15 protein-coding genes and 1 pseudogene are annotated in these 13,556 nt (G+C 61.0%); 6 read left to right on the top strand and 10 right to left on the bottom strand.

The features are described 5' to 3' along the window. Window positions 1–2: 2 nt before the first annotated feature. The 3 genes from ACRHIG_RS18295 to ACRHIG_RS18285 all read right to left on the bottom strand — a co-directional run bounded on the left by ACRHIG_RS18295 (window position 3) and on the right by ACRHIG_RS18285 (window position 3,826). A complete protein-coding gene (locus ACRHIG_RS18295) occupies window positions 3–1,355 on the bottom strand; it encodes a serine hydrolase domain-containing protein (protein WP_489627380.1) in 1,353 nt (450 codons plus the stop codon). A 123-nt stretch (window positions 1,356–1,478) separates the two neighbouring features. After that, window positions 1,479–2,852 (bottom strand): serine hydrolase, encoded by a 1,374-nt coding sequence (locus tag ACRHIG_RS18290; RefSeq protein WP_489627379.1) that lies wholly within the window; start codon window positions 2,850–2,852, stop codon window positions 1,479–1,481. 11 nt (window positions 2,853–2,863) lie between these two features. After that, on the bottom strand, window positions 2,864–3,826 hold the full coding sequence (locus ACRHIG_RS18285) for a VirK/YbjX family protein (RefSeq protein WP_489627378.1): 963 nt from the start codon (window positions 3,824–3,826) through the stop codon (window positions 2,864–2,866). A 329-nt stretch (window positions 3,827–4,155) separates the two neighbouring features. On the opposite strand from ACRHIG_RS18285, the gene ACRHIG_RS18280 reads away from it, so the two are divergent. From ACRHIG_RS18280 to ACRHIG_RS18270, 3 genes and pseudogenes are all read left to right on the top strand, one after another. Beyond that, window positions 4,156–4,278, top strand: coding sequence for a hypothetical protein (locus tag ACRHIG_RS18280; RefSeq protein ID WP_475417639.1), 123 nt, complete (start codon window positions 4,156–4,158; stop codon window positions 4,276–4,278). Window positions 4,279–4,280: 2 nt separating this feature from the next. Next, a pseudogene (locus tag ACRHIG_RS18275) lies at window positions 4,281–4,484 on the top strand (DUF1801 domain-containing protein); the annotation flags it as partial. Further along, the gene (locus ACRHIG_RS18270; protein ID WP_489627377.1) at window positions 4,481–5,032 is read left to right on the top strand and encodes a hypothetical protein; all 552 of its coding nucleotides are present in this window, start codon (window positions 4,481–4,483) and stop codon (window positions 5,030–5,032) included. The pseudogene ACRHIG_RS18275 and the gene ACRHIG_RS18270, both read left to right, overlap by 4 nt. A gap of 70 nt (window positions 5,033–5,102) precedes the next feature. Here ACRHIG_RS18270 and ACRHIG_RS18265 read toward each other — a convergent pair whose 3' ends face one another. Next, the gene (locus ACRHIG_RS18265; protein ID WP_489627376.1) at window positions 5,103–6,119 is read right to left on the bottom strand and encodes a DNA-binding protein; all 1,017 of its coding nucleotides are present in this window, start codon (window positions 6,117–6,119) and stop codon (window positions 5,103–5,105) included. 257 nt (window positions 6,120–6,376) lie between these two features. On the opposite strand from ACRHIG_RS18265, the gene ACRHIG_RS18260 reads away from it, so the two are divergent. Together ACRHIG_RS18260 and ACRHIG_RS18255 are read left to right on the top strand one after the other, a co-directional pair. After that, entirely contained in the window at window positions 6,377–6,769 is a 393-nt protein-coding gene (locus ACRHIG_RS18260; RefSeq protein WP_489627375.1) for a site-specific integrase, read from the top strand. A gap of 97 nt (window positions 6,770–6,866) precedes the next feature. Further along, window positions 6,867–7,358 (top strand): site-specific integrase, encoded by a 492-nt coding sequence (locus tag ACRHIG_RS18255; protein WP_489627374.1) that lies wholly within the window; start codon window positions 6,867–6,869, stop codon window positions 7,356–7,358. Window positions 7,359–7,518: 160 nt separating this feature from the next. Here the strand turns inward: ACRHIG_RS18255 and ACRHIG_RS18250 are convergent, their stop codons facing one another. Together ACRHIG_RS18250 and ACRHIG_RS18245 are read right to left on the bottom strand one after the other, a co-directional pair. After that, window positions 7,519–7,878, bottom strand: a complete 360-nt coding sequence (locus ACRHIG_RS18250) for a hypothetical protein (protein ID WP_489627373.1) — start codon at window positions 7,876–7,878, stop codon at window positions 7,519–7,521. A gap of 517 nt (window positions 7,879–8,395) precedes the next feature. Then, window positions 8,396–9,115 (bottom strand): helix-turn-helix transcriptional regulator, encoded by a 720-nt coding sequence (locus ACRHIG_RS18245; protein ID WP_475417938.1) that lies wholly within the window; start codon window positions 9,113–9,115, stop codon window positions 8,396–8,398. Window positions 9,116–9,290: 175 nt separating this feature from the next. Here ACRHIG_RS18245 and ACRHIG_RS18240 point away from each other — a divergent pair, with 175 nt between their 5' ends. Next, window positions 9,291–10,235: an alpha/beta fold hydrolase gene (locus ACRHIG_RS18240; protein ID WP_475417939.1), complete on the top strand. Its 945-nt coding sequence runs from the start codon at window positions 9,291–9,293 to the stop codon at window positions 10,233–10,235. A 349-nt stretch (window positions 10,236–10,584) separates the two neighbouring features. On the opposite strand, the gene ACRHIG_RS18235 is transcribed toward ACRHIG_RS18240, so the two are convergent. From ACRHIG_RS18235 to ACRHIG_RS18220, 4 genes are all read right to left on the bottom strand, one after another. Then, window positions 10,585–11,934, bottom strand: a complete 1,350-nt coding sequence (locus ACRHIG_RS18235) for a transposase (RefSeq protein WP_489627372.1) — start codon at window positions 11,932–11,934, stop codon at window positions 10,585–10,587. A 135-nt stretch (window positions 11,935–12,069) separates the two neighbouring features. Further along, window positions 12,070–12,522 (bottom strand): PaaI family thioesterase, encoded by a 453-nt coding sequence (locus ACRHIG_RS18230; protein WP_489627371.1) that lies wholly within the window; start codon window positions 12,520–12,522, stop codon window positions 12,070–12,072. Window positions 12,523–12,555: 33 nt separating this feature from the next. After that, entirely contained in the window at window positions 12,556–13,047 is a 492-nt protein-coding gene (locus ACRHIG_RS18225) for a MarR family winged helix-turn-helix transcriptional regulator (RefSeq protein ID WP_489627370.1), read from the bottom strand. A 306-nt stretch (window positions 13,048–13,353) separates the two neighbouring features. Continuing rightward, window positions 13,354–13,530: a hypothetical protein gene (locus ACRHIG_RS18220; RefSeq protein WP_489627369.1), complete on the bottom strand. Its 177-nt coding sequence runs from the start codon at window positions 13,528–13,530 to the stop codon at window positions 13,354–13,356. Between the last annotated feature and the right edge of the window lie 26 nt (window positions 13,531–13,556).

Below are 13,556 nucleotides of genomic sequence, written 5' to 3'. Positions count from 1 at the left end.
TTTTACTGCTTGCGCGGCAAGACCACGTCCTGCCCGCCTTGCGTGAGCACGGCGCCGGCGATCTTGCCCGCCGCATCGCGCGTAAACGCCAGGTCCGCCTCGATGGCGCGGAAGAAAAATGCGTCTTTCGCGCTGGCAAACAGGGGCGCCGAACCGACGCCCGTGCCGGCCGCTTCCAGGCCGTGCTTGCCCAGGCTCACCGTCAACGTGAAATCCTTGTCCAATGGATACTCGCCCACGTACTCGGCCAGCGCGGCGCGCGGCAGTTCGATGGCCGCTTGCGGTTTTTTCAGCGGCGGCAAGGGCGTGCCCGGCAGCAAGGCGGACACGCCCAGGGCGTCGATATCGCGCGCCGCGTTCGTCAAGACCACCACGCCCCGCTTGCCATCCGTCGTGAACGCCGCATAGCTGGTGTAGCCGCCCGTCTGGCCGCTGTGCCAGGCGTAGCTTTGACCCTGCCGCTGCTCCAGCAGCCAGGCCAGGCCGATTTTCGTCTCGCCGCCGGACGCCAGCGCCCGCTGCGGCTGGATGGCCAGCGCATACGGGCGCAGCGGCTTGAACATGTACGCTTGCAGGTAGGCGACCATGTCGCGCGCGCTCGAATACACGCCGCCGGCCGGCGCCACCACGTTCAAATCCCAGGCGGGAGTCGGCTCGCCCGACAGCAAGTGGCCGGGCGCCAGGCGCGCCAGCATGCCGTGCGTGGGCGTGTTCGAGGTCGAGCGCATGCCCAGCGGCACGGCGATGCGCTTTTGCAGCAGCGCTTCATAGCTGATGCCGCCCTGTGCGGCCAGGGCCGTGCCCAGCACGGCATAGCCGATGTTCGAGTAGTCAAATTTGGTGCCCGGCGCGCGGGGCAACTGGTAGGCGGCGAGAAACTGCCGCTGTTGCGCTTCCGTGTAGTCCGCATACGGATTGGCGGGGTCTTTCGGCGCGAAGTTGTCGGGCAGGCGCGGCAGCGAGGAGTAATGCGTGGCCAGGTCGAGCAGGCTGATCTGCTTGCCGTCGAAGGCCGGCATGGTATAGCCGGGCAATACAACCGCCACCGGCTCGTCGAGCGTCACCTTGCCTTCGACGACGGCGTCGGCCAGCAGCAAGGCCGTCATGGTCTTGGTGACGGAACCGATCTGGTAGACGGTGTCCGCGCCCGGCTTGGTATTCTTGCCGGCATGCACGCTGCCAAAACCGTAGATGGCGCTGGTCTTGCCGTCGATCACGGCGATGACGATGCTGGGGAGCATGCCCGTGCGCGTGAGTTCCTCGGCGCGCTGGCGCACGGCGTCGTCCAGGACGGGCGCGGCCAGGGCGGCGCCGCCGAGCAGGCAAAGGGGGAGAAGGGCGAAATTGGGTGTCATGGGAAACCTTGTCCAGGGTGGGCCATAGGCGCCAGCGCCTGGATAAGGCGGCTGGCATGCCCTGGGAAGCATACGGCGCCAACATGAAGGGCGCCTGAGTTTTATGCCACTTTTGCCGCTTTGCTAAGGTTTGCGCTTGCCCGGCATGGCCTGGCCGTTCTGGTGCAGGACGACACCCGTGATGGCACCCTGGGCGTCGCGCTGGAATACCAGTTGCGCTTCGACCACCTTGTAAAAGAAGGTGTCTTTCGCGCTGGCATACACGGGCGCTTCGCCCTGGCCCGTGGCGCCCACCAGCAAGCCGTCGGGACCCTGGCGCACGCTGAGGACAAACGTGGGCGCCAGCGCATACTGGCCCGCATATTGCGCCAGTTCGGCCGGGGCGATGGCGATTTCCTTCGGCGCCGGGGCATTCGGCGGCGGCAGGCTGCCGGGCAGCAGCACGCCCACGCCCAGCCCATCGACGTCGCGCGCCGTGCTGCTCAGCACCACCACGCCCCGCTTGCCGTCCAGGGTGTAGCCGGCAAAGCTGGCATAGCCGCCCGTCTGTCCGTTATGCCAGGCAAAGGGCTCGCCCTTGACCTGGTCGAGCATCCACGCCAGGCCGATCTTTTTCACGCCGTCGCCATCGCCTTCGCCCGCCAATACCCGGCGCGGCTGCACGGCCAGCTGCTGCGCGGGACTGCTCGCCCGCATGTACGATTGCATGTAGGCAATCATGTCGCGCGCGCTGGAACGCACGGCGCCAGCCCCCGCGATGGCCTGGAAATCCCAGTTCGCGGCCGGCTTGCCATCGGCCAGGTGGCCGGGCGCCAGGCGCGCGCGCAGGGCCGGCGTCGTCACTGCCGAGCTGCTGGCCATGCCCAGCGGACGGAAAATGCGCGCCTGCAGCAGTTCTTCGTAAGACATATTGGCTTGCATGGCCAGGGCCGCGCCCAGCAAGCCATACGCGAGGTTCGAGTATTCATACGCGGCGCCCGGCGCGCGCGCCAGCGCATGGCCGGCCAAAAAAGTGCGCAACTGGCCTTCGGCATAGTCGGCGTAGGGATTGCGCATGTCCGCCGGCGCCAGGTTGGCGGGCAGGCGGGGCAAGCCGGAAAAGTGCGTGGCCAGCTGGCCCACGGTAATTTTCTGGCCCGCCAGCGCGGGGATGGCGTAGGCGGGCAGCAGTTCGGCCACCGGCTGATCCAGTTGCGCCTTGCCCGCCACGATGGCGTCCGCCAGCAGCAAGCCCGTCATGGTTTTCGTCACGGAGCCGATTTCATACACGGTGTCGGCATCGGGCACGCCCTTGTCGCCGGGTCGCGCGCGGCCGAAGCCGTACACGGCGCTGTCCTTGCCGTCGATCACGGCGATGACCAGGCTTGCATGCTTGCCGTCACGCACCAATGTTTCCGCCCGTTCCCGCATGGCAGCGTCGAGGGTGGGCGCGGCCACGGCGGCGGCGCCGGACAGGGACAGGATGGGCAGCAGCAGGGTGCGTAAACGTGGAGGCATCGTCGATTCCGTCAGGAAAGTGATTGGTCGGAATACAGCATAACAGCATCACCGGCAAGATAGCCGTTTTGGCAAGATGGTGCGGCGATCATGGCTGCCAGCTGCGCGCGCATGTCGGCGGCCATGCCTTGCAGCAATTCGCCGCGCCGGCGCGCATCGGCGCGTTTCTTTGATGCTACCCCGGCCAGATCCGGCACGCGGTAGGCCGCGCAGGGCAAGTGATAATTGCCGTCGCGCATGCGCAAGGCATGCAATTCCTGCCACGCCAGGTCGTAATCGGCGGCGATATGGCGGCGGCGCCGGGCATTCAGGGCGATGCGGTTGTCATTGCTGATCAAGAACAGGTTATTGCAGGCGAAAAAATCGCCGAAATCGCGCAAGGCCGTGACCATCAGGTTTTTCGGACGGCAACCGTGCAGCGCCCGCGTGGCGTCCTTGACGGCCAGCTTGCCCGCTTCCGAGCGCAAGCCTTGCAGCGCGCCCAGCTGCAGCGAGACGCCATCGGCGCGCGGCACGAACAAGAAGCTGGCCAGGTACAGGGGCAGGCCGTCGCGCGTCAGCCGCAGGCACAGTTCGCCCTCGCGGTAGCTGTCGTGGATGGCCGTCAGCTGCAAACGGTACAGCGCCCCGTCCTTGCCGTCGAGCGCGGCCAGCACCACGGGTTCGCGCGCGGCCCGTTCGACCAGCGCACGCGCACCCGCCTGCCACAGGAAGCGGTAATGTCCTTCCAGCAAGGCCAGGCGATCCGCGCAACCGAGCTGGCGCGAGGCGTACGGGCGGTAAATCTTGAAGCGCAGGCAGGGATGCAGCTGCGCCAGCGAGCTCAAGCCCGGCATGCTGCCGAGGAAGGCTTGCCAACGCGTGCGCTGGCGGGGAAAGAAGAGGGCGCCCAGGGCCGCTTTCAGGCGGTGCCCGCTGGCGGGAGGTCGTGGCACGGCGGCGCCGTGGTGCAAGGTCAAAGCGATGTCATTCATGGTTCTGCAGGAAAATGGCAGGCGCTGCACACTGAGGGCCTTGCCAATTTGAATGCTACGCGCGCCAGGTGAATTTCATATTAAGACGCTATTCCCAAGGGAGTGTAGAGGATGAGAACTAATCATTTGCCTCCTAGCAAGATTGACGGTTATCCTGCCAGTACCTAGGCCCGATGACTGATACCGCCCCATGAAACTCCGCCATTTGCTTGCCATCCCCATGCTGCTCGCCGCGCAGTGCGCCCACGCGCGTCGTCAAGATGGCGGCGGGGGAGCGGCCGGTATCGACGGCCGACGGCTATCGGCTGATGTTGTTCCGCAGGAGCCGCTTGCCCCTCGTGAATCTGAAGATCGAGCGCAGCGCCGCAGGCCAGTTTGCCGCCGACCGCGAGACCATCGTGGCCTACATGCAGGAGATGTCGGCCAGCAGCAGGCCGCCGTGCGCGCGCTGATCAAATTGGCCGTGAAACTCACCTTCGCCAAGGGCGCCGCCTTGCCCGATCCGGCCGGCCTGTTCAATTCCAGCCTGGACGGCAACACGCGCCGGGCCATCGACATCCACGAAGGCGAGCATCTCGATGCCGCGGCGTTCAAGGCGCTGATACGCGCCGCCGTGGCTTTGAATACGACACCCAAACCGAAACGAACGACCACTTGAGACATTATCTGTATATCTGGCACGACCCGGCCGAGCGCATGCTGGTCGCTTCCGGCATCGAATTCAAGGATTTTCTCCCGGCCCTCGGCGAGTCCGGCGGCATCGTGCTGCGCAAGGGCCGCGCCGGCACAATCAAAAGGCCTGCCGCCTGGCAGACCTTGACGCGACAACAATTGGCGGCCTTGGCCCAGGAAGACCTGTACGCCTGCGGCAGCCATGCCTGGGCCGATTGGCAAGACACAGCACCCGCTTTGCATGACGCGGACGTGGCCGCGATGCTCGACCACCGTGGCGCGCTCACGCCGCCTGCCGCCTTGCGTGGCCGCTTTCTCGCCTTTGCCCACGACGACGGCTGGTACCTGAAACTGCTGTATGCGGCATGGGACGACGCGGCGGCCTTGCTTGCCGGCGTCATCCCGCCAGCGCTGGGCACGCTCGACATGGGCGCGCTGCAGCGGGGAGGCGACGGCTACTGGCTGCAGGACGGCGCGGTCCAGGTCGAGCTGAAAACCCACGATATCGACAGCGTGCTGAACCGCCGCCTATGAGCATAGGTTCGGACGCGGCTCCCGGCCCGTCCGGGACCATCACATAGATCCCACACCATGTAGACGGGGTTCAAACATCGCGTTTCCCCTTGTTGTGCAACGCCAGTCGCGCGGCCATGCCGGCATTGTCGCGCAGCAAGCCGTCGCGTTCCAGCGCCAGCGCTTCGGCGCGCTGCTGCGCCGCCTGGGTATTTTCCGCCAGCATGTCGAGCTGGCGGTCCTGTGCAGCCAGCGCCACCTTGGCGTCGTTCAGCGCCAGCAAGGCCGTATCGAGCTTGGCCAGCAGGGCGTCGGCCGAGGCGGCCGCCTGCAGGTATTGAAATTCAAACTGGTCGCGTTCGGGGCGCACGGTGGCCAGCGCCGCGCGGTCCGCGGCCGCCTCATCTGCCAGGCGCGCGTGTTCCGCCTGCATCTGTGACAGGCGCATCTCCTGCTGCACCAGGGTCGCCTGCTGTCCTTGCAGGCGCTGCTGCAGCTGCGCGTTGTCCTGCTCCAGACGGCTGATCCGTTGCTCCGCCTGGGCCCGCTCCTCGCTGCGCTGCGCGGCGGCCGCTTCCTGGTAATGGTCGAACTGCGAGCGCACCTGCGCCAGCTGGCGGTTCAGGGCGGCGACTTCTTCGCCGCGGTCGGCCAGGCGCTGCGTCAGGCCCGCGTTGTCGCTGTGCAGGGTGGCCAGGGTGACGGCGCGGAAATGGTGTTCTTCCTTCAGTTGCGCCAGCGCATGCTGGGTGGCGCGCAATTCCTGGGTGAGGGCGGCGCGCGCCTCCGTCAATTTCAAACGTTCGCTTTCCGTCTTCTTGAGTTTTTCCAGCGCCGCGTCCAGTTCGGCGCGGTTCTGCTGCATGCCCGTTTCCAGCTGCTGCGCCACGTCGCGCTGCTGCTTTTCATAGACGCCGCGCATCGCTTCCATCAGTTCGGCCGGCAGGCCTGACTCCGTTTTCACGGCGCCCGCGCCCTGGAATTCTTCCTTCCAGCGTTTGAGCAGGGGCGCGATGGTGCTCTTGCTGCCCGTGCTGCCCAGCGCTTCGCGCACATTGTCGACCGTGGGATTGCGCCCATCGGCAGCGACGATTTGGGCTGCTTTCATAACATCAGAGTACAAAATACCGGTGCGGGCCATGAAATCACCTATGAGCGAAATTTAGTAACGTAGTACATGATACGTAATATCGAATAATATTACGATATAAATTTTGATGGTTCTTGATAAATATAACTCACGATAAGATTGCTTATCGCGTGTTATGGGGGTGGTTTGCATGCTATTCTGAGACCCTCCCAGTACAAAACCGCGATTTCGCTGCCGCCATGCCCGATTTGCCCCTCCTGAAACGCCGTGTTGGCGTGTCAAAGAACACCGCAATCGCTGATGCGCCGTTACACGGCGCCTTGATCGATGCCGAGCTGGCCGCGCGCCACCAGGCATTTCTTGCCGCCGCCACCTCCGACAACACGCGCCGCACCTACCGTTCCGCCATCCGCCACTTCCAAGCCTGGGGCGGGGCGCTGCCCGCCGACGAGTCCACCGTCATCCGCTACCTGATGGCGTATGCGGACGGCCTCAACGCGCGTACCCTGGCCCTGCGCCTGACGGCCCTGTCGCAATGGCATGTGTACCAGGGCTTTGTCGACCCCGCGTCCACGCCCACCGTGCGCAAGACCCTGGCCGGCATCGCCCGCCTGCACGGCAAGCCGAAAAGGAAGGCGAGGGCGCTGCCCTGGAAGACCTGGAACTGATCGTCACCAGGCTGGCCGCCCTGGGCACCAACAAGGCCTTGCGCGACAGCGCCTTGCTGCAGCTGGGCTTTTTGGCGCTTTCCGCCGCAGCGAACTGGTGGGATTGAGGCTGGAAGACATCCGGTGGGAGCCGCAAGGCCTGGTGATCACCTTGCCCCGCTCGAAAACGGATCAACTGGGGGAAGGTATCGTCAAGGCGATCCCGTTCGGCGACGGCGTCTGCTGCCCGGTCACGGCCTTGCGCGCCTGGCTGGGCGTGGCGGGCATCGCCAGCGGCCCGCTCTTGCGCACCGTCAACCAGTGGGGCCATGTGGGCGGAAAGGGATTGCACGCGAGCAGCATCAACACGATACTGGAAGGCTGCGCCCGGCTGGCCGGGCTCGATTACGTGCCGGAACTATCGAGCCACAGCCTGCGCCGCGGCATGGCCACCAGCGCGCACCGGGCCGGCGCCGATTTCCAGGCCATCAAGCGCCAGGGCGGCTGGCGCCACGACGGCACCGTGCATGGCTATATAGAAGAGGCTGGGCGGTTCGAGGAAAATGCGGCGGGGAGTTTGTTGAAGGGGAAGAGGAAGCCGGTGGGGTGAGGCGAGCGATAACGCCTTGCCGGACACCTTCAGCGCGTCTGCATTCGCCCCGAAGCAGGCATAGATCTGACGCATTCGACATATGCCACCGCAGCAGATTAAGCGTCGTGATAAACAACGCCGTATGTGTCGAACATAGCTCCAGCTAGCTCGACCATGCTTAAGCCGCTGCGCTCCCAAAAAACAGAAAGTACTCCAACTTGTCGTAAGGTGCTTCAGCGTCCATGCCGTGCAGCGCACAAATCGTGGTTCTGATACGCAACACCTCAGGGTCATCCGACATATCGCGTCCTCGGATGGTCTCCCAAAGCCTCACCCGGACAGCTAAGGCCTCGCTATCCGTTGCCGCGCCCTCAAGATATCGTTTAGCAGCCAAAACAGAAGACTGCGCGGTAACGGGTAGACATTCGATCACCCGAGCCAGGGCGTTAACCATAAAGCGTTGAGCATCACCGTGCGCTACCGGATCATCCAGATCAACGGTGGATGAAATAACATCAAAAGGATCACGGTGAGACATGCTGACTTTCTGAGTAAAGCTTAATTGGTCAATTGCCGACTGTCCGCTTCTGGCCGGTTGCCGCCGTTGCCAGGTTCCGCTTGAGGAAATTCACCCCGCTGCAAGCACTATAAATCCTAGAGGCCCATAACAGCCTCGAAGAGATGACGAACCCAATCCCTAAACGCGAGGCGTTTGGACTCTCGTTGCCTCAGCCGATGCATCAACAACCACGTTGCATACAAGGCGATCATAACGGCGCACGCTACACTGATGATGGCTGTGAAGATCTGTATAACTGGAAGCATAACCATCTGTCCTCATTCTCACTACTTCCGCTTTTGGCCGAACCCGGCCGTTCTGTCCAGCATAGCAGGTTGTCAGATGGAAAATATAGCGCCCCCTCAAGACAGGATGGATTCGCCGCCGAAAGCCGCTTGTCTGCGTGGCCAATGGCAGCGTGCAAATGGTCAATCGGAAGCTGGCAGGTGACGATGGTCGAGCGGCTACCGTGGCTCTAGCGGCTGTCAGAACTACGTCAACGAGGTAAATCACGGATCGGGGAGACGCTATCCCCGAATAGCACACGCCGCCGGCGAAACGGTGCGCCCTGGATGCATTCCGGTCTGCTGATCCGGTCCATTCGAAAATGACGGAAGTCCTCGCGCGCAGGATCCCAGGCCACTAAATACCAGAGCGGTGGCAAGATGAGCATGGCTTGCGGTTCAACAACTCGATTGGTTACGCCCCCTTTTGCGTCACTATATTGGAAACCCAGGTGCAGCCGCTGGAGAAAAGCTTGCTCGAATGCGGGCAGCAAGGTCGGCTCCATCGCTTTCATATCTGATATATCCACCAGTGGTGAAAGCTGCCCGACATACAGGCAGTCCAGAAACCGGCGCAGGTCGTGCACCTTGTCGGGCGGCAGGGCCTGCTCAATCTTGGCCAGCCCGGCATCTGCAAGACCTGAAAACGGTATATTCATGGCTGCCCGCATTGATGCAACGCTGACAAGCAGCGCAAAGACCTCGGCGACCGAGAGACGCGGCGTGGTCTGAACCGATTGCAAATTAAGTTGCAGGCCACCGCCGCGACCCGGTTCGGAATAAATGACAAAGCCCTCATCGCGCAGCGCGCTGATGTCACGCAACACCGTCCGCCTGGATACGCCAATCTCCTCCGCCAGTGCTCCGACTGTCGAAGTGCTGTTGCGGCGAAGGCTGCGTACGATGGCGTCATGTCGAAGGCGAAGATTCATGTCTCATCCTACCCTTAAATGGTGCCAGTATTTGGCACCATTGGATTTTAATATATCAGTGTTGCCGTCGAAACTGCCGTGCACACCCATTAAACCCGAGGACAGGAAAGAGCGGGCACTCCACAACGGAATGAGTCGCTTGATCACCCGGGACGACCAAATAAAGGAAATACTAATGTCAACCACAACCCATTTTCCCAAGCCTACGTTTGTTCCAGTCAACGGCGTGGTACTGGAAGTCTTTGAAGCAGGCCGACAAAATGGCGGAAATCCAATCGTACTCTGTCACGGCTGGCCTGAGCACGCCTTTACCTGGCGCAATCAGATTCCCGCCCTTGTCGCGGCGGGCTACCATGTCATCATCCCCAACCAGCGGGGCTACGGCAATTCGTCCCATCCGGCCGAAGTGACGGACTATGACATTCGAAATCTGTCGGGCGATCTTGTCGCTCTTCTCGATCACTACGGATACCAGGATGCGACCTTCGTCGGTCATGACTGGGGTGCAATGGTCGTTTGGGGGCTGACCCTGCTCTATCCGGACCGCGTAAACAAAGTGATAAATCTAAGCCTGCCTTACCAGGAGCGTGGCGCAAGCCCCTGGATCGAAGTCCTTGAGCAAATCTTGGGCAGCGACTATTACTTTGTCCATTTCAATCGAAAGCCGGGTGTCGCGGACGCCATATTGGACGACAATACCTTCCGGTTCCTGCGCAACCTGTACCGGAAAAACGTGCCACTCAAGGAACCCGAGCCGGGCATGGCAATGATCAATCTGGCCAGAGCAGAAACTCCACTCGGCGAGCCTTTGATGAGCGACAGCGAATTAGCCGTTTTCGTCTCGGCCTTCGAAAAAACTGGGTTCACGGGCAGTATTAACTGGTACAGGAATCTCGACCGCAACTGGCACCTATTGGCGGATGTGGACCCTGTCATCCATCAACCTACGCTCATGATTTATGGGGACCGTGATGTGGTTCTCAAATCAGAAAGACTGGCAAAGTTCGTGCCCAATGTGGACGTGATCAGTTTGGATTGCGGTCACTGGATCCAGCAGGAAAAGCCGGAAGAAACCAACCAGGCGATATTGAATTGGCTGGCACGGCAGAGCTCAATCTGATCGTAGGGCCGGTTCAAGGGCATGTACGCTCTCCGGCCCGGCCGGAGGGCAGGATGGCACGCCGAAAGCTATCAGTGAGTGGTACGCCTTCAAGCGCATGAATTCTATTTCTGAGGAAATCTACGAACACAGCACGAGTCAAACTACCTGCGGCGTAAGCCTCTAGCGAGTTCTCCAGCCGCTCAAGAATCGAAAGATTCGACACGAAATGTCCTTCAATCGCCTGCTGGCGTAAATTACGTTTGACCGTCCGCTTCTGGCCTATTGTGTTGAAAAACTCTTGGGCAAGACCTCTCACAATGCAATAAATGTACAGGAAAATTGTACGCAGTGGCGTTGCTGGGCTCGCTTAACGCCTCACGAGTTTCACGCTCTGTCTTGGCGGCAGCAGCTTTTTGGCCATTCGCCGCAGATTTTGTGCCGTCGCTGCCAGCAGAAACTCATCGTGGGCGCCACTAGGGCCGCGCAAGCGCAACTGGCCGAGTTTAAGGATGCGTTTGAGGTGGGCAAATAGCATCTCGACCTTTTTCCGTTCTCTACGCGATTGTCGATAAGCGTCGGTCTTACCAATGGCTCGTGCCACGTCGCGTGCAGGTTCATGTGGGCTACGATCGATCTTACGGATATCCATATTGGGACAGCATTTCGATTTGAACTGGCAGGCCTGGCAGTCATACAGGCTGGCCCGATAGCGAAATGGGTTTTTCTGCTGGCTACGCTGAGCGGGTTTCAAGTACTTGCCAGCAGGGCAAACATAACGATTGTTTTCTCTATCGAAAATGAAATCGGTACGGCTGAAAGTGCCGTCGTGATGATCGGATTTATCCCAGACAGGAACGTGCGGGGCGATCTTCTTTTCATCAACCAGCCATCCCAGCATTGCAGCCACACCGTAATTCGTATCGCCCACCAATCGCTGTGGCTTGATAGCGAATTTCTCCTCAACCCGGTTGATCATCGTTTTGGTCGCTTCCACCTCGGCTATCTTGTTGACGGCTGATGCCTCGACATCGACAATCATTCCCGCTTTCAAATCGATCAGGTAATTTGTTGAGTAGGCAAAAATAGCTGGCCCTGCAGCGGCAGTCCAGGTTGCAGACGGATCGGTCAGCGAAATTCTTTTGGGCGGCACTGGATTAGCTTGCTCCAAAGCTGCCAGATATTCTCGCACCGGTCGACTTGCCTGCTCAGGATCACCCCAATCAATAGCGGAATCGCCTGAACAGGAACGTTGCCGCTGGGCGTCAGCCTTGATCATGCTGGCGTCGGTTGCAAACCCTTCGCCCTGTACCAGGCCTTCTGCCATACAACGCCGAAGAACCGAATCGAATAGCTGGCGAAATGCATCGTGATCGCGAAAGCGGCCGTGTCTATTTTTGGAAAAACTTGAGTGATCCGGCACCTTGTCCTTCAGGCCCAGCCGGCAGAACCAGCGGTATGCCAGATTCATGCCGACTTCTTCGCACAGCCTCCGCTCGGAACGTATGCCGTAGCAGTAGCCAATGATCAGCATGCGGGCCATTAGCTCGGGATCGACTGATGGTCGACCGGTATGGCTGTATGACTGAGCCAAGTTCTCGCGAAACTCACTCAGGTCGAGGTACTGGTCCACCGCTCTCAGTAGATGGTCTTCGGGAACGTATTCGTTTAGACTAATCAACACGAACAGCTCCCGTTTGGTCTCCTGACGTCCCATCATCGCAGCCTCCGTCTTTTCTTTGCTTAGACAGCGGCAAATCATGAAGGTCGCGTGCTCAACTGGAGTTTTTCAACGCAATAGGCCGAAAGCAGACGGCCAGGATGAACCAGGCTTCGGCCATGGCGCCGATCAATATCAAGCGGCCGCTCGCTCCCGCGGCCGGATGATCATGCAGGTGGCCGTCGCGTGCGCGTACACTTTGCCCGCTTCGTCGCGGATTGTGCCTTCCGAAATGACCAGGTTGCGGCCCGCATTGATGACCTTGCCTTCCGCAAAGACTGTCACGTTGAAGGGCAGGGGACGGCACATCTTGATGTTCAGGTCTGTCGTGCCGTAGCTTTCGCCGGCCGGCAAGACCGTGTGCGTGGCGCAGCCCGTGACCGTGTCGAGCACGGTGGCAGCGAAACCGCCGTGCACGCCGCCCATGGGATTCGTGTGGTTTTCATTCGCCGTGGCCGTGAAGATGACTCTGCCGTGCTCGATCGTGTGCGCATCCATGGGCATGGTCTTGGAAATGCCGGGCCGGGGGAACAGGCCTTGCGCGAATGCTTGCATCAGTTGCAAGCCTGTCATGTCTTTCGGGTGCATGGGTAACTCCTGTGGTGGTGATGTGGGGATGAGTCAGACGTCCTGCGCAAAACGCAGGCGCGAGGCGTGCAGCAGGAAGCGGGCGACGATGGCCAATTCTTCCTCGCTGAAACCTTGCTTCAGTTGTTCGTTCAGGCTGTCGAGCAGGGGCAGGGCATGAGCCAGCACCTCGCCGCCCTTGGCCGACATGTGCAGGGTGCCGGCGCGCGCGTCGAGCGCCGACTGGCCGCGCACGATCAGGCCGTTTTCTTCCATGCGCGTCACCAGGCCTGTCACGGCCGAGTTTTTCAGCTGCAGCGCCCGCCCCAGATCCTTCAATTGGCAGCCTTCCTCGCCCTTCAGGGCAAACAGGGCGACGACTTGCGTGCCGGAAAAGCCCAGTTCGCTGGTGAACACGGCGTCGGCCGAGCGGAACAGGTTCTGGCGGGCCAGGTTGAGCAGATTGAACAGGCGCGGCGAACGCTCGCCCAGCGGGCAGGCGGCGGCATCGGGAAGGTCGGATTGGGGAGAGGTATTGATACGCATGCGGAGTATACTACTACGTATGCGTAATAAAGCAAGCATCGATGTTCAAGTACCAGCGGGAGGCAAATGTCCACTGGCGGTCTACGGGGAATTCGCCAGGATGAAGACTGCCTTTGCGCATGACCTACGGGTCGCAATAATATTGGCACCCTGCATTACGGGGTTACTAAATGTGTCAACAACGTTAGAATCCGGAAAAATCGAAATAAGCAGCATTTTGTCTGTGATCCGCCAGTACAGAATAGGGCCCGAGACAGGACCGCCTTTGCGGCCAAAAGTCGCGCGCACTATTGCGTCCTTGTCGAACTAGAAAATTTGCTGCAGATCCGGGTCGATCAATGTCAAAGTCTTGCCAACCAATGCAAGTTGCGTCCAGTCGGTCAGATTTTCCGGTTCGGGCTTCACACAGCCGAACAACGGTAATGCAATCAGCGATATGACTAATTTTCTGCGCATGGAACCTTCCCAAGTTATGGCGGCCATGATTTCCACGATCCTGGATAGGTGTA

It is taken from the genome of Janthinobacterium sp. C22, from assembly GCF_057919405.1.
The sequence above is the reverse complement of the archived record's forward strand: the minus strand, read 5'-3'. Positions and strand labels throughout refer to the sequence as shown.

What these genes read in the sequence shown, in the direction of transcription:
- ACRHIG_RS18285 (WP_489627378.1), bottom strand. Translation starts at nt 3,826, where the DNA reads ATGAATGACATCGCTTTGACCTTGCACCACGGCGCCGCCGTGCCACGA.
- ACRHIG_RS18240 (WP_475417939.1), top strand. Translation starts at nt 9,291, where the DNA reads ATGTCAACCACAACCCATTTTCCCAAGCCTACGTTTGTTCCAGTCAAC.
- ACRHIG_RS18230 (WP_489627371.1), bottom strand. Translation starts at nt 12,522, where the DNA reads ATGCACCCGAAAGACATGACAGGCTTGCAACTGATGCAAGCATTCGCG.
- ACRHIG_RS18235 (WP_489627372.1), bottom strand. Translation starts at nt 11,934, where the DNA reads ATGATGGGACGTCAGGAGACCAAACGGGAGCTGTTCGTGTTGATTAGT.
- ACRHIG_RS18220 (WP_489627369.1), bottom strand. Translation starts at nt 13,530, where the DNA reads ATGGCCGCCATAACTTGGGAAGGTTCCATGCGCAGAAAATTAGTCATA.
- ACRHIG_RS18245 (WP_475417938.1), bottom strand. Translation starts at nt 9,115, where the DNA reads ATGAATCTTCGCCTTCGACATGACGCCATCGTACGCAGCCTTCGCCGC.
- ACRHIG_RS18295 (WP_489627380.1), bottom strand. Translation starts at nt 1,355, where the DNA reads ATGACACCCAATTTCGCCCTTCTCCCCCTTTGCCTGCTCGGCGGCGCC.
- ACRHIG_RS18225 (WP_489627370.1), bottom strand. Translation starts at nt 13,047, where the DNA reads ATGCGTATCAATACCTCTCCCCAATCCGACCTTCCCGATGCCGCCGCC.
- ACRHIG_RS18290 (WP_489627379.1), bottom strand. Translation starts at nt 2,852, where the DNA reads ATGCCTCCACGTTTACGCACCCTGCTGCTGCCCATCCTGTCCCTGTCC.
- ACRHIG_RS18265 (WP_489627376.1), bottom strand. Translation starts at nt 6,119, where the DNA reads ATGAAAGCAGCCCAAATCGTCGCTGCCGATGGGCGCAATCCCACGGTC.
- ACRHIG_RS18250 (WP_489627373.1), bottom strand. Translation starts at nt 7,878, where the DNA reads ATGTCTCACCGTGATCCTTTTGATGTTATTTCATCCACCGTTGATCTG.